This window comes from Chitinophaga ginsengisegetis, assembly GCF_900168065.1.
Classification (GTDB): domain Bacteria; phylum Bacteroidota; class Bacteroidia; order Chitinophagales; family Chitinophagaceae; genus Chitinophaga; species Chitinophaga ginsengisegetis.
Map to the genome: position 1 here is coordinate 405,543 of NZ_FUZZ01000003.1, position 24,408 is coordinate 429,950.

At 47.1% G+C, this 24,408-nt stretch carries 28 protein-coding genes; 16 read left to right on the top strand and 12 right to left on the bottom strand.

Translation table 11 applies throughout. The features are described 5' to 3' along the window. Positions 1–43: 43 nt before the first annotated feature. From B5Z18_RS20280 to B5Z18_RS20295, 4 genes are read left to right on the top strand one after another with little or no spacing between them, the layout of a single operon-like run. Complete coding sequence (locus tag B5Z18_RS20280; protein ID WP_235015970.1) at positions 44–1,042, top strand: c-type cytochrome; 999 nt, start codon at positions 44–46, stop codon at positions 1,040–1,042. Positions 1,043–1,063: 21 nt separating this feature from the next. Beyond that, entirely contained in the window at positions 1,064–1,483 is a 420-nt protein-coding gene (locus B5Z18_RS20285) for a DsrE family protein (protein WP_079471326.1), read from the top strand. A gap of 10 nt (positions 1,484–1,493) precedes the next feature. Next, on the top strand, positions 1,494–2,411 hold the full coding sequence (locus tag B5Z18_RS20290; RefSeq protein WP_079471327.1) for a molybdate ABC transporter substrate-binding protein: 918 nt from the start codon (positions 1,494–1,496) through the stop codon (positions 2,409–2,411). Between the two features lie 22 nt (positions 2,412–2,433). Further along, positions 2,434–3,327 carry a LysR substrate-binding domain-containing protein gene (locus B5Z18_RS20295; RefSeq protein WP_079471328.1) on the top strand — a complete coding sequence of 298 codons (894 nt, stop codon included), beginning with the start codon at positions 2,434–2,436 and terminating at the stop codon, positions 3,325–3,327. Between the two features lie 16 nt (positions 3,328–3,343). Here B5Z18_RS20295 and B5Z18_RS20300 read toward each other — a convergent pair whose 3' ends face one another. The 6 genes from B5Z18_RS20300 to B5Z18_RS20325 all read right to left on the bottom strand — a co-directional run bounded on the left by B5Z18_RS20300 (position 3,344) and on the right by B5Z18_RS20325 (position 6,947). Further along, positions 3,344–3,850, bottom strand: a complete 507-nt coding sequence (locus B5Z18_RS20300; RefSeq protein ID WP_079471329.1) for a GNAT family N-acetyltransferase — start codon at positions 3,848–3,850, stop codon at positions 3,344–3,346. Between the two features lie 28 nt (positions 3,851–3,878). Continuing rightward, positions 3,879–4,628 carry a metal-dependent hydrolase gene (locus B5Z18_RS20305; RefSeq protein WP_159454370.1) on the bottom strand — a complete coding sequence of 250 codons (750 nt, stop codon included), beginning with the start codon at positions 4,626–4,628 and terminating at the stop codon, positions 3,879–3,881. Positions 4,629–4,738: 110 nt separating this feature from the next. Then, positions 4,739–5,230 (bottom strand): lipocalin family protein, encoded by a 492-nt coding sequence (locus B5Z18_RS20310; RefSeq protein WP_079471331.1) that lies wholly within the window; start codon positions 5,228–5,230, stop codon positions 4,739–4,741. Between the two features lie 129 nt (positions 5,231–5,359). Then, positions 5,360–5,851, bottom strand: coding sequence for a hypothetical protein (locus tag B5Z18_RS20315; RefSeq protein WP_079471332.1), 492 nt, complete (start codon positions 5,849–5,851; stop codon positions 5,360–5,362). 131 nt (positions 5,852–5,982) lie between these two features. After that, the gene (locus B5Z18_RS20320) at positions 5,983–6,456 is read right to left on the bottom strand and encodes a hypothetical protein (RefSeq protein WP_079471333.1); all 474 of its coding nucleotides are present in this window, start codon (positions 6,454–6,456) and stop codon (positions 5,983–5,985) included. Then, positions 6,447–6,947: an RNA polymerase sigma factor gene (locus B5Z18_RS20325; protein ID WP_079471334.1), complete on the bottom strand. Its 501-nt coding sequence runs from the start codon at positions 6,945–6,947 to the stop codon at positions 6,447–6,449. Before B5Z18_RS20325 ends, B5Z18_RS20320 begins: the two co-directional genes overlap by 10 nt. A 315-nt stretch (positions 6,948–7,262) precedes the next feature. On the opposite strand from B5Z18_RS20325, the gene B5Z18_RS20330 reads away from it, so the two are divergent. From B5Z18_RS20330 to B5Z18_RS20340, 3 genes are read left to right on the top strand one after another with little or no spacing between them, the layout of a single operon-like run. Next, a complete protein-coding gene (locus B5Z18_RS20330; RefSeq protein ID WP_079471335.1) occupies positions 7,263–8,534 on the top strand; it encodes an acetyl-CoA hydrolase/transferase family protein in 1,272 nt (423 codons plus the stop codon). A 16-nt stretch (positions 8,535–8,550) separates the two neighbouring features. Further along, positions 8,551–9,558, top strand: a complete 1,008-nt coding sequence (locus B5Z18_RS20335) for a lipid A deacylase LpxR family protein (RefSeq protein ID WP_143313650.1) — start codon at positions 8,551–8,553, stop codon at positions 9,556–9,558. 25 nt (positions 9,559–9,583) lie between these two features. Continuing rightward, entirely contained in the window at positions 9,584–10,126 is a 543-nt protein-coding gene (locus B5Z18_RS20340) for a hypothetical protein (RefSeq protein WP_079471337.1), read from the top strand. On the opposite strand, the gene B5Z18_RS20345 is transcribed toward B5Z18_RS20340, so the two are convergent. Continuing rightward, positions 10,113–10,589 carry an SRPBCC family protein gene (locus B5Z18_RS20345; protein WP_079471771.1) on the bottom strand — a complete coding sequence of 159 codons (477 nt, stop codon included), beginning with the start codon at positions 10,587–10,589 and terminating at the stop codon, positions 10,113–10,115. The two genes, B5Z18_RS20340 and B5Z18_RS20345, sit on opposite strands and share 14 nt — an antisense overlap. A gap of 106 nt (positions 10,590–10,695) precedes the next feature. On the opposite strand from B5Z18_RS20345, the gene B5Z18_RS20350 reads away from it, so the two are divergent. Continuing rightward, on the top strand, positions 10,696–12,153 hold the full coding sequence (locus B5Z18_RS20350; protein WP_079471338.1) for an Ig-like domain-containing protein: 1,458 nt from the start codon (positions 10,696–10,698) through the stop codon (positions 12,151–12,153). 60 nt (positions 12,154–12,213) lie between these two features. Beyond that, positions 12,214–12,834, top strand: a complete 621-nt coding sequence (gene recR / locus B5Z18_RS20355) for a recombination mediator RecR (protein WP_079471339.1) — start codon at positions 12,214–12,216, stop codon at positions 12,832–12,834. 87 nt (positions 12,835–12,921) lie between these two features. On the opposite strand, the gene B5Z18_RS20360 is transcribed toward recR, so the two are convergent. Beyond that, complete coding sequence (locus B5Z18_RS20360) at positions 12,922–13,140, bottom strand: hypothetical protein (RefSeq protein ID WP_079471340.1); 219 nt, start codon at positions 13,138–13,140, stop codon at positions 12,922–12,924. Between the two features lie 423 nt (positions 13,141–13,563). On the opposite strand from B5Z18_RS20360, the gene B5Z18_RS20365 reads away from it, so the two are divergent. The 6 genes from B5Z18_RS20365 to B5Z18_RS20390 all read left to right on the top strand — a co-directional run bounded on the left by B5Z18_RS20365 (position 13,564) and on the right by B5Z18_RS20390 (position 19,455). Continuing rightward, complete coding sequence (locus tag B5Z18_RS20365; RefSeq protein WP_079471341.1) at positions 13,564–14,580, top strand: homocysteine S-methyltransferase family protein; 1,017 nt, start codon at positions 13,564–13,566, stop codon at positions 14,578–14,580. A 45-nt stretch (positions 14,581–14,625) separates the two neighbouring features. Continuing rightward, positions 14,626–17,391 (top strand): methionine synthase, encoded by a 2,766-nt coding sequence (metH, locus tag B5Z18_RS20370; protein WP_079471342.1) that lies wholly within the window; start codon positions 14,626–14,628, stop codon positions 17,389–17,391. Between the two features lie 126 nt (positions 17,392–17,517). Beyond that, complete coding sequence (locus tag B5Z18_RS20375) at positions 17,518–18,282, top strand: exodeoxyribonuclease III (RefSeq protein WP_079471343.1); 765 nt, start codon at positions 17,518–17,520, stop codon at positions 18,280–18,282. 12 nt (positions 18,283–18,294) lie between these two features. Next, the gene (locus B5Z18_RS20380) at positions 18,295–18,597 is read left to right on the top strand and encodes a DUF4286 family protein (protein WP_079471344.1); all 303 of its coding nucleotides are present in this window, start codon (positions 18,295–18,297) and stop codon (positions 18,595–18,597) included. Between the two features lie 316 nt (positions 18,598–18,913). Then, positions 18,914–19,183, top strand: a complete 270-nt coding sequence (locus tag B5Z18_RS20385) for an HU family DNA-binding protein (protein ID WP_029465307.1) — start codon at positions 18,914–18,916, stop codon at positions 19,181–19,183. 152 nt (positions 19,184–19,335) lie between these two features. Continuing rightward, a complete protein-coding gene (locus B5Z18_RS20390; RefSeq protein WP_079471345.1) occupies positions 19,336–19,455 on the top strand; it encodes a 30S ribosomal protein THX in 120 nt (39 codons plus the stop codon). Positions 19,456–19,531: 76 nt separating this feature from the next. On the opposite strand, the gene pdxH is transcribed toward B5Z18_RS20390, so the two are convergent. Further along, positions 19,532–20,179 (bottom strand): pyridoxamine 5'-phosphate oxidase, encoded by a 648-nt coding sequence (gene pdxH, locus B5Z18_RS20395; protein WP_200817307.1) that lies wholly within the window; start codon positions 20,177–20,179, stop codon positions 19,532–19,534. Between the two features lie 85 nt (positions 20,180–20,264). On the opposite strand from pdxH, the gene B5Z18_RS20400 reads away from it, so the two are divergent. Beyond that, positions 20,265–21,383, top strand: a complete 1,119-nt coding sequence (locus tag B5Z18_RS20400) for a DUF3298 and DUF4163 domain-containing protein (RefSeq protein WP_159454371.1) — start codon at positions 20,265–20,267, stop codon at positions 21,381–21,383. A gap of 68 nt (positions 21,384–21,451) precedes the next feature. Here B5Z18_RS20400 and pyrH read toward each other — a convergent pair whose 3' ends face one another. The 3 genes from pyrH to rpsB form a co-directional block, all read right to left on the bottom strand. After that, positions 21,452–22,165: a UMP kinase gene (gene pyrH, locus B5Z18_RS20405; protein ID WP_079471347.1), complete on the bottom strand. Its 714-nt coding sequence runs from the start codon at positions 22,163–22,165 to the stop codon at positions 21,452–21,454. Between the two features lie 201 nt (positions 22,166–22,366). Continuing rightward, positions 22,367–23,191: a translation elongation factor Ts gene (gene tsf / locus B5Z18_RS20410; RefSeq protein WP_079471348.1), complete on the bottom strand. Its 825-nt coding sequence runs from the start codon at positions 23,189–23,191 to the stop codon at positions 22,367–22,369. A gap of 132 nt (positions 23,192–23,323) precedes the next feature. Next, positions 23,324–24,319, bottom strand: coding sequence for a 30S ribosomal protein S2 (gene rpsB, locus B5Z18_RS20415; RefSeq protein ID WP_079471349.1), 996 nt, complete (start codon positions 24,317–24,319; stop codon positions 23,324–23,326). Positions 24,320–24,408: the final 89 nt, after the last annotated feature.

The window sequence follows — 24,408 nt, forward strand, 5'->3', positions numbered from 1 at the left end:
GGCCTGTTACTTTTGTAGCGTAATCCACCAACCTGTAATTTTAATGGAAACCAATAAAATCCAACGTTATAAGCGGATCCTTTCCGGGTTATTTGCGTGCCTGTTGATGTTAATACTGCTGGCAGGCTTTGAAACATTTTATCTCTGGACACGCTACCTGTTCCCGGCTGCGGCGCCTATGCCTGCATTGCAGGCGGCCCCTGTAAAAGGCTGGCAACCTCCGGCCGTAACCACATTGCCTTCCGGTGAAAAAGCCGCCGCCATTGTTTACGGACAAACACTGATCCGCGAAACGGCGCGATACCTCGGTCCAAAAGGCAGCGTGCTGCAAATCACCAATGGTATGAACTGCCAGAACTGTCACCTGCAGGCAGGCACCAAACCCTTTGGCAATAACTATAGTTTTACCGCCGCATCGTACCCTAAATTCAGGGCCAGATCCAACAGTTCAGAAACGCTGAACAAACGCATCAGTGATTGCTTTGAACGCAGTTTAAACGGTGTGGCGCCGGATAGCAACAGCAAAGAAATGACGGCCATAAAATCTTATATAGAATGGCTGGGCAGTGAAGTACCGCCGCATGAAAGGCCCGATGGCAGCGGCCTCCGGAAGCCGGCCTTTTTATCACGCGCTGCCGATCCACAGAAAGGCGCGCACATATATACACAACAATGCAAAAGCTGCCACGGCGCCAATGGCGAAGGCGTAAAGGATGCCGACAGCATAGCTTTTATTTACCCTCCGCTATGGGGCCCGCAAAGCTACAACGATGCAGCCGGGCTTTACCGCCTCTCTAACTTTGCCGGCTATGTGAAAAATAACATGCCTTTCGGCGTGGATTATAACACACCCGTTCTTTCTGATGAGGAAGCCTGGGATGTAGCCGCATTCATCAACTCACAACCCAGGCCGCATAAAGATCAGTCGGCCGACTGGCAGGATCTTAAAAAGAAACCCATTGACTTTCCTTTTGGTCCCTATGCAGATGCCTTTTCCGCAGAACAACATAAATACGGACCTTTTAAACCCATGCAACAATAACCGTCATCAAAAACGTACACCATGAAAAAAATAACACTCCTGCTCTGTCTTTTCACCCTGCTAAGCGCCCAATATGCCATGAGCCAGCGTAAACCCAAATACCGGGCTGTTTACCAGCTAAACAGCGACGATGATAAAGTGATCCGCAATACCCTCCGCAATATCAAAAATGCGCTGGAAGATCCGCGGCTGCAAAACCAGGTAATCATTGAACTGGTGGCCCACGGCGGTGGTATAACGGCTTACAGAAAGGATCATCCCTATGAATCCCTGCTACAGGAACTGCAATCAAAAGGCGTGCTGCTGGTAGAATGCGAAAACACCCTGCGGGAAAGGAAAATTTCCAAAGAAGAATTATTCCCCTTCATTCAATATACCCCCAGCGGTAATGGTGAACTGATTATAAAACAGTCAGAAGGCTGGAGTTACATACACCCATAAACCAACCATCATGAAACAATTTATCACTATGCTGATAGTAACACTACTATCAGTACAGGCCCTTCATGCCCAGGACCACCGCTTCGACCCTCCCTGGAATACGCCACCATCCGGCGGTGTAGCCTTTACGGTACCTGGCATCGACAATGTACCCGACCTTTATGGCGACATTATAGATCCGCAGCTGGTCATCTTCTTTGCAGGTAACCAGTTTATGGTGATCGATTCCCTGATCACTGATTTTAAAAAGACATATCCGCAATATCAACGCGTATTTGCGGAAACATTACCACCAGGTATCCTGGCGCAGCAAATCATCACCGGGTCGCTGGTATTGGGTAATCTTCGTATAGCCGTAACGCCCGATATCTATACCGCCGGGAAAGGCCGTATAGATCAGTTGCGGGATAGCTTCTCCCTGGTAAAAAATTATGCAGGAAATACCCTCGCTATCATGGTGCAACGGGATAATCCCAAAAACATCCGCGGCCTGGCAGATCTCGGGCGCAAAGATGTGCAGGTAAGTATGCCCAACCCTGCCTGGGAAGGCATTGGCAAACGCATAGAAGAAGCTTATGTGAAGGCCGGCGGCATCGCTTTACAACAAGCCATCATGAAAGAAAAAGCAGCAAAAGGCAGCACTTATCTTACTAAAATACATCACCGGGAAACACCCCTGCGCATTCTCCGGCAACAGTCGGATGCAGGCCCTGTATGGTTTACAGAAGCATACTACCAGCAAATGATCCAGCACCCGGTGAGTGTGGTGAATATTCCTGAAAAGGAAAACATCAAGGCTTCTTACTGGGCCGGTATATTGAAAAGCGCACCACATCCGCAGGCGGCCAGGGATTTCATGGACTTCCTCATGGGGCCTGCCGGACAAGGTATTTATAAACACTTCGGCTTTACGCCGCCTGAGTTGTAAGGTATTTTTGTATTTTTAGTGCATGTTCGATTTCAGACTCAAAGTATTTCACACTGTCGCCAAGCGTCTCAGCTTCACCAAAGCTGCAGAGGAATTATATATTTCACAACCGGCTGTTACCAAACATATACATGAACTGGAGCAACAGCTGGGCATGGCGTTGTTTGAAAGGATCGGGAATAAAATAAAACTTACCCGCACCGGAGTGCTGGTAATGCATCATGCAGAAATTATTTTTACCGATTACCGCAACCTGGAGTATGATGTAAATCAGCTGAAACACATGCAGGGCGGATTGTTGCCCATAGGCGCCAGCACCACTATTGCGCAATACCTGATCCCACCGCTGCTGGCGAAATTCAACCAGCGGTACCCCGATGTAAAAACATCGCTCACCAGCGGAAATACCGAGCAGATAGAACAGGCATTATTTGAAAAAAGCATTCAGCTGGGTATCATTGAAGGCAGTTCCAAAAATCCTTTGCTGAAATATGTGGAGTTTGCAAAAGATGAAATTGTGCTGGTGGGCAATATGAAGCATCAGTATGGCAATGGCGAACCGCTTAGCGCCGCCGATCTTAAAACCATTCCCCTGCTGATGAGGGAACACGGTTCCGGCACACTGGAAGTGATTACCGAGGAGCTGAAACGTCTGAAATTAAAAATCACCGATCTGAACGTCGCCATGTATATGGGCAGTACAGAAAGCATTAAATCATACCTGCACCATTCGCCCTGTGCAGCCTTTATTTCTTCACAGGCTGTGCAGCGCGAACTGGAGCTGGGAGAGTTCAGGATATTACCGGTAAAGAATTTCAAACTGGTAAGAAAACTTCACTTCACTTACCTGCAGGGCTTACAGGATAAGCTTTGCCAGCTTTTCATCCGTTTTGCAAAACAGAACATGGTGGAATAACGATAACGTATCTACGCTATTTATTCATGAGCTGCCAGTGCAGCATCTCCCCGGGCGATTTCACTTCCTCCATACCCAGGTGCTGCAGCACCTTCATGGAAGCGGTGTTGGTAACATCGCACTCGGCGATCAGCTTTTTCACATGTGGTTGCCGGAAAGCCCATTCCACCAGTGCGGTGGCGGCTTCGCGCATATACCCTTTTTTACGCCAGGAAGGCAGCAGGGTATAGCCTATTTCTATCACACCGTTTTTATCGGGGCGTCCTTTAAAACCGATATCGCCGATCACGGTTCCTTCTTCTTTATTTACAATGATCCAGAGCATCCAGGGAAACGACCGGGGATCATGCTGGAGCAATTCAATAAAATGAGGCAATTGTTCTTTCAGGTCTGGTTGCGGCCAGTTTTCCGGAATGTTTGCCTGCAGCGTTTCGCGGGCATGCGGATGTTCCAGGAATATCTGCGTAAGCAATGGCAAACGGCAGGGATATATGAACAGTCGGTTGGTATTCAGGGGTAACATATGTCGGGATTTATGGCATATTCGTTCACTAATGATGGCTGACCTTCACAATAGCGGTATCCAGTATTTCGCCAGGCTTCAGTACATGAATCTGTAAGCGGTCCAGGTCTTCCGTCAGCGCGCGCAGCCGCTCAGGCGTACCCGTGAGCGTAGGCATTGTTCCGTAATGACAGGGGATCAGGTGTTTTACTTTCAGCAAACGTGCAGCAAATGCGGCTTCCAGTGGTCCCATTGTAAAACGGTCGCCGATAGGCAAAATGGCGATATCCGGCTCATATATCTCACCAATCAGTTCCATATCACCAAATACAGACGTATCTCCGGAATAATATACAGAGATGTCGTCGCTCATCCAAACAATGAAACCATTGGTGGCGTGCGGGTAGCCGATTTTACCGTCCGGCAGGGGGATATGCGCAAAATGAAAGGCATTGGTCATGGTTACTTTTACATCCATTACTGACAGGGTGCCACCGGCATTGAGCGGTTCAAACGCATGATCCGGCACGCCCTGTTCCTGCAAATAAAACCTCACTATCGGATTGGCAATCACTTTGGGCGACCTGGTGCGGATAATGTCCACCATTTTACTGTCGAGGTGATCACGGTGTCCGTGTGTAATAAGGATGAGGTCTATCTTATCCGGAATCGTTAAACCGGAAGGCAGTGCAGGATTATTGGTATACCAGGGATCTATTAATATCACGTGACCTTCGGGGGTGGTAATCCTGAAGCTTGCATGCGCCAGGAACTGAATCTGTGACTGTTGCGTGCTCATAGTAATGGTGCTTGGTGATCTAAATATACATCTTTTGGAAAAAAGACAGCGGAGACCAAAGAACATGATCTCCGCTGCATTTAATAAGCTAACACTATGAGCGATAGCGGTTATTTACGTTGCAGGGTGTATATAATGGCTGCACTTTTATTCTCGAAGCTGATGTTTGCTCTCCAGGTCATAACACTACCGGCGCCGGTAATTTCCATGCGGTAACCTTCGGTTACATTCTTTGCTTTATCGCCACTGTACAGCTTTTTGAAGCCGAACATGCTTACGCCGCCACTTTTGGTCAGCGACCAGGCAATGTTCTGGGTAACAGCGCTGCAACCATTTTCTGTAGAGGTGAGCGTGTAGGAACCCATTGCATAGTTATCCGGCAGGATCCACTGGCTGCCGATAAAGCACTTGGCGTTGGCTTCATCAAATACAGTTACTTTGGCGTTTTCAGGAATTCCTTCGTATTTAATATCAGTTAAAACCCAGTTACCTTTTACGGCGCCTTTATTAATGTCTTGGGTGACACCTTGTTTTGGGGAGCAGGAAGATGCAAAAACGGCAACTATCGCCATTAGTAACGCTGCAAATGAAAATTTTCTCATGGGAAATTAGTTTGTGTGTTTAAATGCCAATGTATTCAACACGCAGCTATCAAATAAGGTTTTATAACAGCCGGAATACAGGGGCAATTTCAGCATTTGCAATAAACGTACCAAATGAAAGATGCCCGTTTAACGGGTTACAGGGGCCGGATAGGTTGCAGGCGGCACTTTGAGCTTAAACAGGATATCTTCCAGCATCTGGGCGCGGTGGTAGAAATACCAGGTACTGGCCGCCAGCGACATGGCCAGTACGGCGAGGGCAATAAAAGCGCAACGCCACCATACGCTTACAGTGATCCGGCGGTTCCAGAAAGAGTCGAGGGGGATATATGTATGATGAAAATTCGTATGCTCATAGGGGTTATAACCGCCCCGTGGCCGGTCTTCCCAATCCTTATCCGGTTTAATCCGCTGCAAAACGGCATTTTTTATTTTTACCGGTGGCAGGGAACCTTCTTCCATCAGTTTGTCTTCTATCCGCAGTTCTGCGGCGGTAAATTCCAGGTCCAGCAATGGGTAGATCCGGCGCAGGTGCAGCAGCTCATCCTCCTGTTCAGGAGAGGCGAGCCCCAACAGATAACGCTCAATAATGCCGCTTTCTATATAGTTACTGATGTTCAAACTACCCGTTTAAATTAACCAAGGATATAAAATATAAATAATAAATACTATATCTATAGATACGTTAACCCACTTCTGGTGGATTCTCAAAATGGTAAAATCTTTAAAATAACGACAATCCGGATAGAAAATTATAACAAGGGGTTTTGTGTTTGTTCCTGCCGGATCATCTGGTGCAGGTTGTCGCTGCGTTGTTGTTCCTGCGACATACGGTACTTGAGGTAGTAAAAAATGGCCAGGAAAAGAAAAACCTTGGACATAATGAAGAAGATAATAAAAAAGATCTTCCACCAGCGGTGAACAGTGATATGATCACCATCTTTCGGCTGGATGTTGATAAACGTATAATTGGAAGAAGGATCTGAATAGGCATGTCCATCTTCCCACCTGATTTTCTGCAGCACCCGGTCGCGTATTTCCGCGGGCGGCATGGCGGGCTCATCAAACGCGGCGCTTTCCAGGCGGCGTTCAACGTATTCGACTTCCGTATCCAGTTCCGGATACAGCCTTCTCATGTGCTGCAGCTCTTCTACTTCTTCTTCAGAAGCCAGGCCCAGCACGAAGGACTCGATAATACCGCTTTCTATGTAAAATTTTAGTTCCAAGTCTTTTTTAAGAATTGTCTGAAAGACTTCATCGCTTCTTTCAGGATGTCATTTATCTGCCCCTCCGGCAAAGCCAGTAAGCGGGCTATCGTTGTGATTGATAATCCTTTAAAATAACTAAGCCGGAACACCTGTTGTTGATCGGCTGGCAGCATCAGGTAGAATTGCTGCAATAAGCCATCTTCCTGCTTCATCAGCTCCGTACCGGTTAACGCGGTCTCCGGCAGGGCCTCCTTGATGGCGAATTCTCTCGCTTTACGTAGTAACCAGGTAAATAAAATACGATGACCTGAGGTCCGGAATGTTCCAATGTTTTGGAATGACCAGAGAAATACCTTTACTATCACTTCATTTGCACGCTCTTTTACCGGCACAAGCTGCAATACAATGTTATAAAGAGCCCCGGCGTAACGGTCGTATAACAACTCTTTTGCCGCAGGATCTCCAATTATTAACTGCTCAATGAGCCTCTGCTCACTTATATTTGCCAAATCTCGCCGCAAAGAAGTTGTGTACCAGGTTTAGAACGCTAATATATAGAAATAAAACAGGGTGTAGGTCATAACATCTATATGAATTTATCAACATGCCTAGCTAAAATGGATAACTACGGCATGAACCCGGCTGGTATAGCCGGTATTCCTGTAATTCAGTATATCCTTCACCGTTATTTCCCCCCTGGCTCCAACAATTTCCCATCCGGGTTGTTGAAAGTTACCAGCACTGAGAAGTATTAAAAATACAACATGATAACGCTCATTGTTATTCTTTTTGCCGCACGATAATTTTGGAGAAAATATCACCGCATGTCTTACACATCCATTACAGCAGCCGTACAGCTGATCCAGTCCGGCCACACCGTATTTATCCATACCGCGGCAGCCACTCCGCGGGAGCTTGTCAACGCTATGACCGCCCGCAGCCATGAATTGAAAAAGGTACGGCTGGTAAGTATCCATACCGAATGGGAAGCGCCCTATGCCTCCCCTGAACACGCGCACGCATTTGAAATAGACGCCTTCTTTGTAGGCAAAAATATCCGGCAGGCGGTAAATGAAGGCCGGGCCAACTACGTTCCTATGTTTCTCAGCGAAATACCCAGGTATTTCCGCACCTGCGAACAACCGATAGACGTGGCGCTTATCTCTGTTTCCCCGCCGGATAAAAACGGCTACTGCACCCTCGGCGTATCCTGCGATGTTTCCAAAGCCGCCGTGGATACCGCTAAAATTATCATCGCAGAAGTAAATCCACGCATGCCGCGTGTACTGGGCGATGGCGTTATTCATATTTCCAGGATAAACGCTGCCGTGGAAGTAGACTACCCTATTTATGCCCAAACCATCCGGCCATCCACCCACGTAGAACTGGCAATAGGCCGCAACGTGGCCTCCCTTATTGATGACCGCGCCACCTTGCAGATGGGCATCGGCGGTATTCCAAACGCCGTTTTGCAATGCCTCTCCAATCACAAAGATCTCGGCATCCACACCGAAATGTTTTCCGATGGCATCATCGACCTCGTGGAAAGAGGCGTAATCACCGGCAAATACAAAGCCGTACACCCCGGCCTGCTCATCTCCAGCTTCGCCATCGGGAGCCAGCGGCTGTACGACTTTATGGATACCAATCTCATTATGCGGCTCATGGATGTGGAATACGTGAATAATCCCACCACTATCCGCAAAAACCCCAGGGTAACTGCCATCAACAGTGCCATAGAAATTGATATCTTCGGACAGGTATGTGCCGACTCAATCGGGTTCAGACAATACAGCGGCGTAGGCGGACAAATGGATTTCATGCGTGGCGCGGCCCTTTCCGAAGGAGGCAAACCCATTATTGCCATTCCCTCTACTACCTCTAAAGGTGTTTCGCGCATCGTATCACAGCTGCAACCCGGCGCCAGCGTAGTTACCACCCGGGCGCACGTGCACTATGTGGTCACGGAATACGGCATCGCACATCTGCGCGGGAAAAACCTGCGGCAACGAGCACAGGCCCTCATTGATATTGCTCATCCGGATCACCGGGAAGCACTGGAAAAAAAAGCATTTGAGATATTCAGGGTATTCTGATATTAATGCCAATTTTATGAAGGGATTTCTTCCGGTCATATTGCTTTGTATCATGGCAGTAACCGCGTCCGCGCAAATCACGCAGGACGCTACCAAACAATTAAGGATATACGAAGACGACGACTACTTTAATGTATGGGGACGGGGAACAGACCGTGGCTACAGCAACGGCAGCAGCATAGGTTATCTCTACATGAAAAAAAAGAAATCAGTATTCCTCGATAAATGGATACTTCCCGCAGCAGGCAGAAACGCTGTTAATGTATTTGAGTGGAGTGCCATGCAGGTCATGATCACCCCTAACCAGATTGCAGATACCAGCTTTAACCCAAAGGACTTTTATTATGCCGGCGCATTGTATGCCACCCATGGGCTCACCTCTTACAACCCCGAAAAAAAGTACAGCTTCCATTCGGAATTTGTATTCGGCGTGCTGGGCCCGTGGGCGTTTGCCAAAGAAACCCAAACCTTCTTCCATAAATTTATCGGTTACCAGCCACCCAGGGGCTGGGAATACCAGGTGCCCAATGCACCGCTGATCAACTATAGTTTCACCTATGAAAAAATGTTGTGGAGCCCCGTTGATTACCTCGAAATTATTGGCAGTGCCAATGCTAAACTGGGTACCATGACTACCGCCGTAAGCGCCCTCACCTATATCCGGGCAGGACTTTTCAATCCTTACTTTGGCAACCGCTGTTTACCGGTGGCCGTCAAAAAAAGATTTCAGCTGTATGCTATGGCCAGGCCACAATTTACTTTTACAGGATATAATGCGCTGTTGCAGGGCGGTATTTTTAAGTCGAGGGATACCAATTTTGAAGAATTATCCAACTACCAGCAAACGCGGATGCGGCACTTCAGCATTGGCATGGATTACGGCATCGGGATTGTTATTAACCGCGCCACCATCAGCTATACACAGAAAACCCGCACCGAATGGATGAGCGGTACCGGGAAACATTCCGTGGGCAATATTACCCTCCTCATCCCGATCTCCCGTAAAACTATTCCCGGCAATTAATGTTATCTATCAAAACATATTTCCCATGCATGTTAAACTGATAGTACTTGCTGTTTGTATAATGGCCACTGTTTCCTGCGCCAACAGCGGTACAAAAACGGAGAGCGACAGCACTGCCGCCGGCAGTGATACCACGCTGAACGTAGCGCCCAACCCCAACAGCCAGCTTGAAGTAAAACCCATTTCCGGCTATTTCCTGAAAAACACGATTACGGTGAATGACAGTCTTACCTTCTGGCTCATTGATAACCAGGCATCGTTCGACAGCCTGTTTGGAATGGCTAAAACCATGAACAATACCATCGATAAGCCCGACTTTGGCACGCAGATCGTAGTGGCCGCCACCATGCCGCCTACTTTCTATGGTACGCAGATTCAACTGGAATCCGCTACGTCAGATAATGCAAACAACAACGCCACGCTGCATTTTGTGGCTACTTCCAATCCCAGCAGAGGCAGCGCCAGCACCGTTCCGCTATGGCTGGGCGCCGTTCCCAAAACCGGCAAAAGCACCTTCCAGCTTTACACCGGCGATCATTTAACAAAAACCATCACTACTCAGCAGTAGGCCGGCCAAATATTTTTTCAACGGCCTGAAACCGGTATGCAAACAGGGCCTCCAGCTGTTTCTTTACAAACAGCCGGTGAGCCAGTTTACCGAGCCAGCCAAAAGGCAGCCGGTAATGAACCAGGTCCGCCATTTTTACGCCGCCGGGTACTGCCTGGAAATGATGTTCATGGTGCCAGATGCTGTAGGGGCCTACCCGTTGCTCATCTACAAAATAATCCAGGTATGCTACATGGGTGATTTCTGTCATCCATTCCAGCGGAATGCCCGCTACCGGTGATACAAAATAGGTGATGATCTGTCCGGGGTACACCTGTCCTGTGTAGGGCGGGGAAGTAACAGTGAACCGCATAGTGGGAGGCGTAATATGCGCCAGGTTATTGGGGTTGGAAAAATAGTTCCAAACCTCCTCCGGTGGGGCAGGGATCACCTGGGTATGTTGCATGAAATAAATACTTGCCATATATAAGATTAAGGAAAAAATATGGTTCTGGTCATTAGCAGCTGCCAAATTCGTATTTCTTTGAAATGAGTTCGTAAGTTTGTGCCTGATTAATCCGATCAGGTACATGAATCAATATATCAGGGGCTGGGTTTTCTGGCTGATGTTTATACTCGTTTCCATTTCATTTACGCGATGCGCCAACATTGTGCCACCCAGCGGCGGACCGAGGGACAGTGTGCCTCCCGTATTGCTGCAGGCTAACCCCAGGGATTCCACCCTTCACTTCAACAGCAAAAAAGTGACGTTCATCTTTGATGAATATGTGGAACTGGATAATGTGAACGATAAGCTGATTGTATCGCCAACGCTGAAACGCACGCCGATTGTCACGGCCAAGCTGCACACGGTAACCCTTGAAATAAAGGATACGCTGAAACCAAATACCACCTATACTTTCAATTTCGCGGACGCTATCCGGGATATCAACGAACGTAATATTTCGGCTGATTTCCAGTATGTGGTGTCCACCGGCGACTATCTCGACAGCCTCCAGGTGTCTGGTCACCTGATAGATGCGGAAAACGGCCGGGTAGACAGTAACGTGGCTGTTATGCTGTACCGCGATCTGACCGACTCCATTGTGTCGAAGGAAAAACCGGTGTATTACGCTAAAACCAAAGGGGATGGCTCGTTCCGCTTTAAGAACATTGCACCCGGCTCATATAAAATTTTCGCTCTGAAAGAAGAAGACCGTGACCTGCAGTATAGTCAGCCTACGGAAATGATCGCCTTCGTGGAGGCGCCGATTGTATTAACAGAAAGCAACCTGGCCGATGTAAACCTGCTGTTGTTTATGGAAGCAGATAGTACCATCAAGCCACCACCTGAACCTGTTGATTCTTCTATGCTTGAACAGGAAGAGGAAGAAAAGAAAAAGAAGAAGCTGCCGAAACTAACCGCTACTCCTACGCTTGATGGAGGAATGCAGGAATTGCCGGCGCCGCTGAAGATTACATTTTCGCTGCCACTGAGGAACCTGGACAGCGCCAGAACCATTCTTGGGGAAGACAGCGCCTACACACCGGTTACCTTTACCAGCACAATGGATTCTACCCGTACCCAGTTAACAATCGGCTATACCTGGAAAGAAGGCACTCCATACCGGTTCATTATTCCTAAAGATGCGCCTACCGATACTGCGGGGCAGCAACTGGCCAGGCCGGATACTCTTAATTTCCGGACCAAAAAGGTAGCGGATTACGCCATTTTCACGGTTACAGAACTCAATATCAGCGATAGCACAAAAAGTGCCATCAACGATTCCGCCATGCACTATGTAGTGCAGCTGGTACAGGATAAAACCATTAAATATTCCGGCACTGTTGTAAACGGCAAGTGGAGCCAGCGGTTTATTACACCCGGCGAATACGACATCCGCGTGTTGCTCGATACCAATGGTAATGGCAAATGGGACCGTGGTAGCTACTATACCAAGCCTAAAAGGCAGCCGGAGCGGGTAATCAATATTGAAAAAGTAAACCTGAAGGCGTACTGGACGGTACCCAAAAAGATAAGCATCTAAATAATCGTTGCGGAGGGAACAGTGCTGCTCCCTCCGCTCCAATATTCCTAACTTTGCACTATGATATTTTCCTCTGCGCTGATAGAAAACGCGGTAAATGAATTTGCCAAACTGCCGGGCATCGGTAAAAAAACCGCCCTGCGACTGGTGTTGCACCTGCTGAAACAGGAAACAGCCCAGGTGGAACAGTTTGGGGATGTGATAGCACGGATGCGGCAACAGATACAGTTCTGCAAGGTTTGTCACAATGTGTCGGATGCGGAAGTATGCAGCATCTGCAGCAGTCATTCCCGGCAAAAGCAGGTGGTATGTGTGGTGGAAAGCATCCGCGATGTGATGGCCATTGAAAACACGCAGCAGTTCAATGGCTTATACCATGTACTGGGTGGGATCATTTCTCCTATTGATGGTATTGGTCCTGATCAGCTGAATATTCATTCGCTGGTAGAAAGAGTTCAGTATCAGGGAGTAGAAGAAGTGATTATGGCGGTAAGTCCTACTATTGAAGGGGATACTACTATTTACTATCTCTCTAAAAAATTAAAAGAATTCCCGGTAAAAATTACCACTATTGCCCGTGGTATTGCCTTTGGGGGAGAGCTGGAATATGCAGATGAGATGACGCTGGCGAGGTCTATCAGCAACCGGTTACCACTGGAAAGCTATGTACAGAACAAATAAATAACGCCTTGAGGTGATATAAAAAAATACGGGTGCTCAATAGCACCCGTCTTCGTTTAACCTGTAATTCCACGTTATGAAAAGTTGTCAGACAGCATCCTTTGAAGGATGGTCCGGAAATATTGTATGATTGGTTTCTGATTCCTGTTGTTGTTGCAGCTCTTTCCACCGCTGCATTTCATATTTATTCAAGAAGCATACCTTAAACACTTCAGACTGGTTTCCGTTGCCGGATTGGGGCACTGGTTGTAATCCCAGGCTTGCCAGGTGCTGATGCAGGGTATGAATATGTTCTGATATAGTCATGACTGACGTTAGTTTTGTTGTAATAAAATATTTGAGAAGAACTAATGATGAATCTGTTAATTGCAGCAACGGCAACTACAAGGAGTGCAGGCAAAGGGCTGGTGGGAGGCCATAACCGGGTAAATCACTATATTTCTATCATTTTGTTGCATTGTATCTTTCTATTACCCTACAAATATAGTAGACTTTGTAGACTACTTCCAAATTAAATTTATAGGTATAAACAAAATCTATATTTATTTATAGAGATATATAGCCTGAAAAAGAGCAGATCAAAGCCGGGCAGATCCCGGAATCCACGCAAATCACAAAACAATAAATTAGCTGGGAAAAGGTTATATTTGTGGACTCGTTCAGGGTGGATTTGTTTATTGTTCGACCCTGTTCTTTTCTTAACTGTAACTAATAAACGCCTTGATAAATATGAAATCTTTACAAGACTGCGCCAATGAGCGCATACTTATTATCGATGGTGCAATGGGCACCATGATCCAACGATATCAACTCCAGGAATCCGACTACAGGGGCACCCGCTTTGCTAACTATCCCAGTGATCTTAAAGGCAATAACGACCTCCTTAATCTTACACAGCCTCATATTATTGAAGCCATTCACAAGGAGTACCTGGAAGCCGGGGCTGACATTATTGAAACCAATACTTTCAGCAGCACCTCTATTGCTATGGCCGACTACGATATGCAGGCACTGGCCTATGAGCTGAATGTAGCCGCTGCACAGATAGCCAAAAGAGCTACTGCAGAGTATACCGCTAAAAACCCCGACAAGCCCCGTTTTGTGGCTGGCGCCATAGGGCCCATGAATAAAACCTTGTCGCTGTCGCCGGATGTAAATAATCCCGGGTTCCGCTCCGTATACTTCGACGAAGTGGCCGCAGCCTACGAAGAACAGGTGCGTGGCCTCTCTGAAGGCGGTGTGGATATCCTCCTGATAGAAACCATTTTTGATACGCTGAACTGCAAAGCAGCGATCTATGCCATCAAGAAGTACTACCGCGAATCGGGGAAACCCCAGATCCCGGTAATGATTTCCGGTACCATCACAGACGCCTCCGGCAGAACCCTCAGCGGGCAAACCCTGGAAGCATTCTATATCTCTGTGATGCACGCCAATCCGTTCTCCATCGGTTTAAACTGCGCCTTAGGCGGTCAGCAGATGCGCCCCTATGTAGAGGAGCTTTCCAACATAGCCAGCTGCTATGTTAGCTGCTACCCCAACGCCGGCTTACCAAATGCCTTCGGGGAATATGATGAGGAACCGGAAGATACCGCCTGCATTATTGAAGACTTTGCCGCCTCCGGCTTTGTTAACATAGTAGGTGGCTGCTGCGGTACCACTCCTGATCATATACGCCACATTGCAGAACATGTGAAACATATCAAACCACGCCTCAAACCCGTATTAGCCGAAACACTCGCCTGATCAAACCGTGGCAGGTTTTCTATTCAAACATCACTTACAGCAGAAATGAGCGAAACAACTATAAATAATACAGATACCGCCAACGAACCTATTGTCAGCGAAGAACGCAGGGTAATCAAACCCTTTATGCGCCTGAGCGGACTGGAACCTTTGGTGGTAAGACCTGAAACCAACTTCATTAACGTAGGGGAACGTACCAACGTAACCGGCTCCAAGAAATTTGCCCGTCTCGTAAGAGAAGGACTGTTCGAAGAAGCCCTGTCTGTTGCCCGTCAGCAGGTAGAAAGCGGTGCGCAGATCCTCGACGTAAACATGGACGATGCCCTGCTCGACGGGGAAACCGCCATGTCTACCTTCCTGAACCTCCTGGCAGGAGAACCGGATATTTCCCGTATCCCGGTGATGATCGACTCCAGTAAGTTTTCCGTCATTGAAGCCGGCCTGAAATGCGTACAGGGTAAATGTATTGTGAACTCCATCAGCTTAAAGGAAGGAGAAGCCAAATTCATTGAACAGGCGCACATCTGCAAAAGCTACGGCGCTGCCGTAGTTGTAATGGCCTTCGATGAACACGGCCAGGCCGACACCGAAGAAAAAAGAGTGAGCTTCAGTCACCGCGCCTATAAAATACTCACCGAAGTAGTGGGATACGATCCCCAGGATATCATCTTCGATCCCAATATCTTCGCCATCGCCACCGGTATCGAAGAACATAATAACTACGCCGTAGAGTTCATTAACGCTACCCGTCGCATCAAACAACTGATGCCCCTGGCAAAAATCAGCGGCGGCGTAAGTAACGTATCCTTCTCTTTCCGTGGTAACGAAACCGTGAGGGAGGCCATGCACTCCGTATTCCTGTTCCATGCCATCAAAGCAGGCATGGATATGGGTATTGTGAATGCCGGGATGCTGCAGATTTATGACGACATTGAACCAACCCTCCGCGAACTTTGTGAGGATGCCATACTAAACAGAAGAGACGACGCAACCGAAAGGCTCATACAGTTCGCAGAAACCGTAAAGGCCAAAGGAAAAGTAGTAGAGAAAGATGAAACCTGGCGACTGGGCTCTGTGGAAGATCGTTTGAGCCACGCCCTCGTAAATGGTATTACAGACTATATAGATGGAGATACAGAAGAAGCGCGCCAGAAATACCCGCGTCCGCTGGATGTAATCGAAGGCCCGCTGATGGCTGGTATGAACATCGTGGGCGACCTCTTTGGCAGCGGTAAAATGTTCCTCCCGCAGGTGGTAAAAAGCGCCCGCGTGATGAAAAAATCCGTGGCCATCCTCACTCCATATATTGAAGAAGAGAAATTACGTATACAGGCCGAACATGGCGGAGAAATAAAAGCCGCCGGTAAAATTTTGCTGGCCACCGTAAAAGGCGATGTACACGATATCGGTAAAAACATTGTAGGCGTAGTACTGGCCTGCAACGGCTATGAGATCATTGACCTCGGTGTAATGGTACCGGCTGAAAAGATCCTCCAGACCGCCCGCCAGGAAAAGGTGGATATAATTGGTTTGAGTGGCCTCATCACGCCTAGTCTCGATGAAATGGTACACGTGGCCCGCGAACTGAAACGGCAGGATTTCAATATTCCGCTGATCATCGGAGGCGCCACTACCAGCCGTACACACACAGCGGTTAAAATAGCCCAGGAATATGCACATGGCGTAGTACACGTACTGGATGCGTCCCGCAGCGTAACCGTTACCGGCAGCCTGCTTAATAAAGCGTTGAAACCCGACTTCCTGGCCGGTATACAAACAGAATATCAAAAGCTGAACGAAGCTTTCAAGAATAAAAAACAAACCAAACAATTCCTCCCGATCGCAGCAGCACAGGCCAACAAAACCGTCATTAACTGGGATACCTTTACCCCGGTAAAGCCTAAAATGACCGGTGTGATGAAGTTTGAGAACTACGACCTCGGGGAAATTGCGAAGTATATCGACTGGCAGCCATTCTTCATTGCCTGGGAACTGCATGGTAAATTCCCGCAGATCCTTACCGATGAAGTAGTAGGCGTAGAAGCCACCCGCCTGTTTAATGATGCAAAGGAATTATTAAACAAAGTAATTGAAGAAAAATGGCTGGGCGCCAATGCTGTTATTGGGCTCTATCCCGCCAGCAGAGTGGCCGCAGATTCCGTGATGGTAACACCCGAACAACCGGACATTAAACCGGTACAACTGGAATTCCTGCGTCAGCAGGTAAAGAAAGCACCGGGGCAGCCGAACCTTTCCCTCGCCGATTTCATTGCTCCTGCCGAATCCGGCAAAACCGACTATATCGGCGGCTTTGCGGTAACCACCGGCGTAGGCATTGAAAAGTGGCTCGATAAATTCAAAGCAGAACACGACGACTATAACAGCATCATGCTGAAAGCACTGGCCGACAGGCTCGCCGAAGCCTTTGCAGAACTGATGCACGAACGGGTACGTAAAGAGTTCTGGGGATATGCTACAGAAGAACACCTGAGCAACGAAGACCTTATCAAAGAAGCCTATGCAGGTATCCGTCCGGCGCCGGGATATCCCGCCTGCCCTGACCATACCGAAAAGTGGAAATTGTTTGATCTGCTGAACGCCACCGAGAATACTGGTATTACCCTTACCGAATCACTGGCCATGTATCCCGCTTCCAGCGTGAGCGGCTGGTATTTCGCCAACCCGGAAGGTAAATATTTCGGTCTCGGAAAAATTGAAAAAGACCAGGTAACAGACTATGCTGCCCGTAAGAACTGGACAGTGGAAGAAGCCGAACAGTGGCTCCGTCCGAACCTCGAATACGATATCTAAAAGCATTACAGCCTGAATTATTACGGATCTGTGGAGGGATAACAGCGGAATTTTTCGCCTTTATTATCTGACCACAGGTCCGTAATTCGTAAATTTAAGGATGTAATTCCCTAAACAACACCCAACATGAGAATCATATCTTACAATGTGAATGGCCTGAGGTCAGCCATGACTAAAGGTTTTACAGAATGGTTACAAACAGATCCCGCTGATATTATCTGCCTGCAGGAAATAAAGGCCCACCAGGAAAATATCGACTTTCAGCAATTCGACAATCTCGGCTATGCACATTACTGGTACCCTGCGCAAAAGAAAGGGTACAGCGGTGTAGCAGTACTCACCCGTATTAAACCCGACTTTGTACAATATGGTAGTGGCCACGGCCAGAGCGACCTCGAAGGCCGCTTTATAAGGCTTGATTTCGGCGATATTACCCTGATCAATACTTACTTCCCCTCCGGTACCAGCGGCGAGCTGCGGCAGACCTATAAATACCAGTGGCTGGAAGAGTTCTTTCAATACCTCGAAGAACTGAAGAAAACCCGCCCAAACCTGGTTGTATGTGGCGATTACAATATTTGCCACAAGCCAATAGATATCCATGACCCGGTGGGCAATAAAAACTCCACCGGTTTCCTGCCTGAAGAACGCGCATGGATGGACCGTTTCTTTGAAAGCGGCTTTGTAGACAGCTTCCGTCATTTTAATACAGATCCTCATCAGTACAGCTGGTGGAGCTTCCGGGCCAATGCGAGAAACAATAACAAGGGCTGGCGTATCGACTATATCAACGTATCTGCACCACTGAAAGGGCTGCTGAAACATGCCACTATTTATCAACAGGTAAAACACTCAGATCATTGTCCGGTGTTCGTGGAGCTGGCAGTATAAATAAAGAGGCGTATGATTATATATAATGTAACCACCAAAGTGGCCACAGATACATCTTTACGGTGGCTGCAATGGTTGCGGGAAGAACATATTCCGGCGATGCTGGCTACGGGATTATTCCGTGATTACCGCATCAGCCGCCTGCTGGAGCAGGATGATGAAGAGGGACCCACCTATGTTGTGCAATATTTTGCAGACAGCCTGGACGACTATCAATCCTTCGCAGACCAGCACCAACAGGCCCTGCGGCAAAGAGGATATGAGCTTTTCGGTGATCGTTTTATTGCGTTTACAACCGTAATGGAGGTGCTTTAAGTAAGGGATCTTTACTAAACTTATCCACAGGAAATCCACTATTTTCGGGGCATCCGGACTTTGGTACAATAGTTGGCTCAATCCCGCGTTAATAGTAAAAAAGCAGGCAAACATGCCACGGTACAGGGTTCTATGCGATCCTGCTAAAAGGTTGTCCTTTAGCACGTAAAAGACCAATCAGCTGTAACCGTTACCAGTAGCGTTTTTCAGCCTATAAAATTTTCTATAAAAAAGCTGTAAAAAATTTGGTAATCTGATAAAACGCGCTATATTTGCTCACATCAAACATTTTTTCACTAGTTAAATCTTACTAACTATGAACAAAGCCGAATTAATCGACAAGCTTGCTAAAGATGCAGCTATTACCAAAACCCAGGCTAACGAAGCTCTGGACTCTTTCACCAAAGCTGTTGCTGATACCCTGAAAAAAGGTGGTAAAGTAACTTTGGTTGGTTTCGGTACTTTCTCCGTTTCTAAACGTGCTGCACGTAACGGTAGAAACCCACAAACCGGTCAGATCATCAAGATCAAAGCTAAGAAAGTTGCTAAGTTCAAGGCTGGTAAAGCTTTATCCGACAAGCTCTAATCAGTTAACACAACTTATTCAAGCAAGGAACAGTTATGTTTCTTGCTTTTTTTTTATATCAAACGGCCAGTACTACGCTATTTCATCGAATTACAGTATTTTGCAGCCTGATAACATCATATTTAACAACAACAAACTTCAAATTATTCGTTATGGGTAGAGGAGATATTAAAACCAAAAAAGGTAAGATCTTCAGTAAATCTTTCGGTAAGGTTAGATCTGCAAAGACCAGAAAAAATACTGCCGCAAAAGCTGCTGCACCAAAAGCTTAATTTTACGCTTTTAGTAAAATGCCGCTAAGATTATTCACATAATCTTAGCGGCATTTTTATTTGGAAGACGGATTTGTCAAGGTGCCAGGCGCTCAATTTTCCAGCCTCCTTCAGGTGTTAATGTATACAGGATCCTGTCGTGCAACCGGCTGCTTCTCCCCTGCCAGAATTCCATCACCTGTGGCTTCACGATATAACCTCCCCAGTAATCAGGTCTCTGGGGGGCCTCCTGCTGATATTTTGCCGCTACCTGGTCTACCTGTTCTTCCAGGAAAGATCGGCCCGGAATGACCTTGCTCTGTGGCGAGGCAATGGCACCGATCCGGCTGCCCTCCGGCCGGCTGTTGTAATACTCATTACTTACCGATACCGGCGCCTTACTAACGGTGCCCTCTATACGAACCTGCCGCTCCAGCTCCCGCCAGAAGAACAACAGACTAACATGCGGATTCAGCGCCAGCTCCTGCCCCTTGCGGCTTTCGTAGTTGGTAAAAAACAAAAAGCCATCGTCATCAAAACTCTTTAATAATACAATCCTTGCAGACGGACGGCCATCCGGTGTACTGGTGGCCAGCGTCATGGCATTGGCTTCATCAATTTCACTGCTGATAGCATCCTGCCACCATTTCCCAAACTGGGACAAGGGATAAGGCGCTACCTCACTTTCATCCAGGGAAGCCAGCTTATAATCTTTTCGTAAATCAGCTATTTTCTGGTTCAACATGGTCTGTTATTTTTATGATTCAAACGGGTCCTCAAAGGTATGGAAGGATAATAGTAATTTTGATGTACCTGATATAAATCATACTATGAAAAGAGTTTCTCTACTGGTACTGCTGATAGCTGTTGCACTACTCTCCTGTCACACAAGAAATAACAACAATGGCAAGGCACCGGCTAACACCGCCAACATCATTGTACCACTGGCTTCTACCCCCCTTTTCTATACCCAGCTCAAAGGAAAACTGGGCAATAAGGAAATTACCATGCAATTGCTGAAAACCGCGCCCCACCTGTTCCGCGGCTACTATTGCGACGATAGTACCGGGCAACCCATTTCTTTATGGGGCACCCTGGATTCTACCCTGGTGAACATTTATGAAGAAACCAATAACAGCTCGGAAGACCGTCTCTTCAGCGGTTATTTTTCTGATGATGGAAAATTTAAAGGCGTGTGGCATGGTGATGGCACCTCTTATCATTTTGAACTGCATACCGATCTGAAAAACGCTGTACCGCTGAAAGTATTCTACCAGATCGATTCCGCACGGCTGGCGCCATCCATATCCAAATCGCCGGTAGGCACCGTGTCCAACAGTATCATCTGGCCCGACTCCCTGGTGGATAGCACCATCGCCCGGTTTATTATAGGCCAGGTAACAGGGAATAGCCGCGCTACTGACCCGCAGAAATTCCTGCGAAAAGGAATCGACTCCTTTATCCTGAGCTACCGGTATTCTGCTAAAGATGCCGACAGCACAGAGTTTAACGATAATACTACTGCCGTATCATGGAACTGGACTACAGATAACGATATGAAAGTAGTGTATAACACCTGGCCTTTACTGGTGATAGAAAAGTATGCATACGACTTTACCGGCGGGGCCCATGGCAACTGGGGCGCCACCTATTACACGCTGGATCTGTCTAAACGTAAAGTGCTTACCCCCGATGATATTTTTAAACCGGGTTATAAAGAAGCGCTGAGCGGGTTGCTGGACAAAGCTTTCAGGAAACGGTTCAATATGAGTGAAGAAGATGCATTGGACCAGAACCTGCTGGTAAAGAACATCCCGCCAAATAACAATATGATTGTTACCGGCAAGGGAGTAGCCTTTAGTTATGTGCCTTACGAGATCGGGCCATATGCACTGGGCCAGGTAACCCTGTACATCCCGCTTTCGGAGATGAAGAGTATATTAAAATAACCGCCGGTTGAAGGCATAAAAAAGCAGCGAAGAACAAATAGTCTTCGCTGCTTTTTTTATGCGTTTACTTATCCCTTTACTAAAGTACCCACATTTTTACCCATGATCACGTTCAGGAGGTTACCCTGACGGTTCATATCAAACACGATAATAGGCAGCTTATTTTCCTGGCAAAGGGTAAAGGCTGTCATATCCATCACGTTGAGGGATTTCTGGTATACTTCTGAGAAAGTAATGGTTTCGTAGCGGGTGGCTGTTTTATCTTTTTCAGGATCAGCAGTATAGATTCCATCTACACGGGTTCCTTTGAGAATTACATCGGCCTGAATTTCTATAGCGCGTAAGGAGGCGGCAGTATCAGTAGTGAAGTACGGGTTACCGGTACCTCCTCCGAATATTACTACGCGGCCTTTTTCCACGTGGCGGATAGCGCGGCGGCGGATATAAGGTTCTGCGATCTGTTCCATTTTGATGGCAGACTGGAGGCGGGTATAAAGTCCAACTCTTTCCAGACCACTTTGGAGAGCCATACCATTGATTACGGTGGCGAGCATTCCCATGTAATCTCCCTGGGCTCTTTCAATACCGGTATCGGCTTCGTTCATTCCGCGGTAGATATTACCTCCGCCAATAACGATGGCTACCTGAACTCCCAGATCGGTAACTGCCTTAATATCGTAGGCATACTGAGATATCACCTTCGGATCAATACCATAATTTGCATCCCCCATGAGGGCCTCCCCGCTCAATTTGAGCAAAATACGCTTATACTTTGGCAACATGACGCTATAAAATATTGTAAGATTGTGATTTTCCTAATACTGATTACGGTATTCTAATATACAACTTAAATGCAGAAAGGAGGAAAGGAAGAAAAAAATGCCTTTTCTAATACCTGTTTACTGTCCTTTTATGTGTATGATTAGTTATGCGCAAAAAAAAGGAGAGAAACGAATTCTCTCCTTTTTTTTGATATGTTTTTCTTAACCTAAAGCAACTCGCTTAAAGCTGGTTACTTTCAGGTCAGCATCTACGGACTTCAGGTAATCCGCTACGGACTTATTATTGTCCTTAACGAAAGCCTGTTGCAGCAGGGTGCTTTCTTTGAAGAATTTATTTACTTTACCGGCAGCGATCTTTTCCGCCATTTCAGCAGGTTTGCCTTCTGCTTTCACCTGTTCAACAGCGATTTCTTTTTCGCGGGCGATCAGTTCAGCAGGAACGCTATCTGCATCAACTGCGATAGGGCTCATTGCTGCGATCTGCATAGCGATATCTTTACCTACTTCTTCAGAAACAGGCTTAGAGAAAGCAACCAGTACACCCATGCGGTAGTTACCGTGAATGTAAGAGGTTACGCCACCAGCTTCAACGAATTCGAATTTATTGAGGGTGATTTTTTCACCGATTTTTGCAACCTGGTCGTTTACTTTATCAGCAACGCTTGCGCCATCCAGTTGAGCAGCATTCAGGTCTTCAACGGTTTTGATACCGCTGGCCAGTGCCAGATCAACGATTGACTGTGCAAATTTTACGAAGTCTTCGTTCTTAGCAACGAAATCAGTTTCACAACCCAGACCCACGATAACGCCGGATTTACCATCTGCTGCTGTTTTAGCGATGATAACGCCTTCTTTGGTTTCACGATCGGAACGTAAAGCGGCCACTTTCTGACCTTTCTTACGCAGGTAGTCTACTGCTTTTTCAAAATCGCCATCACTTTCTACCAGTGCCTTTCTGCAATCCATCATACCAGCACCAGTTTGCTGACGCAGTTTATTTACATCAGCTGCTGTAATTGTTGCCATGAGCTATAATTAGTTTTATGTTGTAAAAATTATTGCAAGTACTTAATCTGCTTTCAGCTATTAGCCTTTAGCTGTTAGGGACCATATTGGTTGAACTAACTGCTAAAGGCTAATAGCTAAAAGCTTAAAATATTATCTTCCGCCGCCTGGTTTTCTTGGACCGCTGCTGCCGGCACCAGATGGACGACGTTGTCCGCCTGCTGCACCACCACCACGGTTAGCACCGCCACCGCCACGGTTAGCGCCACCGCCCTGGCCACCAGGACCACGGCCGCCGCCACCACGGTTAGCACCGCCCGGACCGCCTGGACCACGACCACCACCTGGTGCTCCTGGTTTGCGACCTCTTTCACGGTCTTCACCACCTTCAACTTCAAATTTGCGTGCTTTATCGTCTGCTTCTTCTTCTTCCTCTACTTCTTCAGATTTCTCTGTAGCTCTTTCAGAAAGACCTTCAGCGATAGCTGCGCAGATGTAGCTGGTGATGATAGCGATAGATTTAGTAGCATCGTCATTCGCAGGGATAGCGAAATCTACTTTGGTAGGATCGGAGTTGGTATCCACCATACCGAAAGTAGAAATACCCAAACGCTTAGCTTCTGCCAGTGCAATGTGTTCGTGGCTGATATCAACCATAAACAGCGCTGCCGGTACACGTGCCAGTTGGGCAATACCACCCAGCACTTTCTCCATTTTCTCTTTATCGCGGCTTAAAGTAAGACGTTCTTTCTTGGTAATGTTATCGAATGTACCGTCCTGCAGCATTTTTTCAATGCTCTGCATTTTCTTTACACTCTTACGGATCGTAGAGAAGTTAGTGAGCATACCACCTAACCATCTTTCAGTTACGAAAGGCATGTTGATGTTACGCGCAGCATCTGCCACGATTTCTTTCGCCTGCTTTTTAGTAGCAACGAACATGATCTTCTTACCGCTCTTTGCGATAGATTTCAGGGCAGCTGCTGCTTCCTGTAATCCTTCTACGGTTTTGTTCAGATCAATGATATGAATACCTTTCTTTTCTGCGAAAATATAAGGCAGCATCTTGGGATTCCACTTTTTCTTCAGGTGACCGAAGTGAACACCTGCCTCCAGTAACTGCTGCTGCAATGAGGTATTATTTTCCATGTTTATATTGCTCAATTAAAAGGATCAAATAATGTTTAGCTTTTAGCATCCGGCGAATTAGCCCGGAGCTAACGGCCAATAGCTCAAAA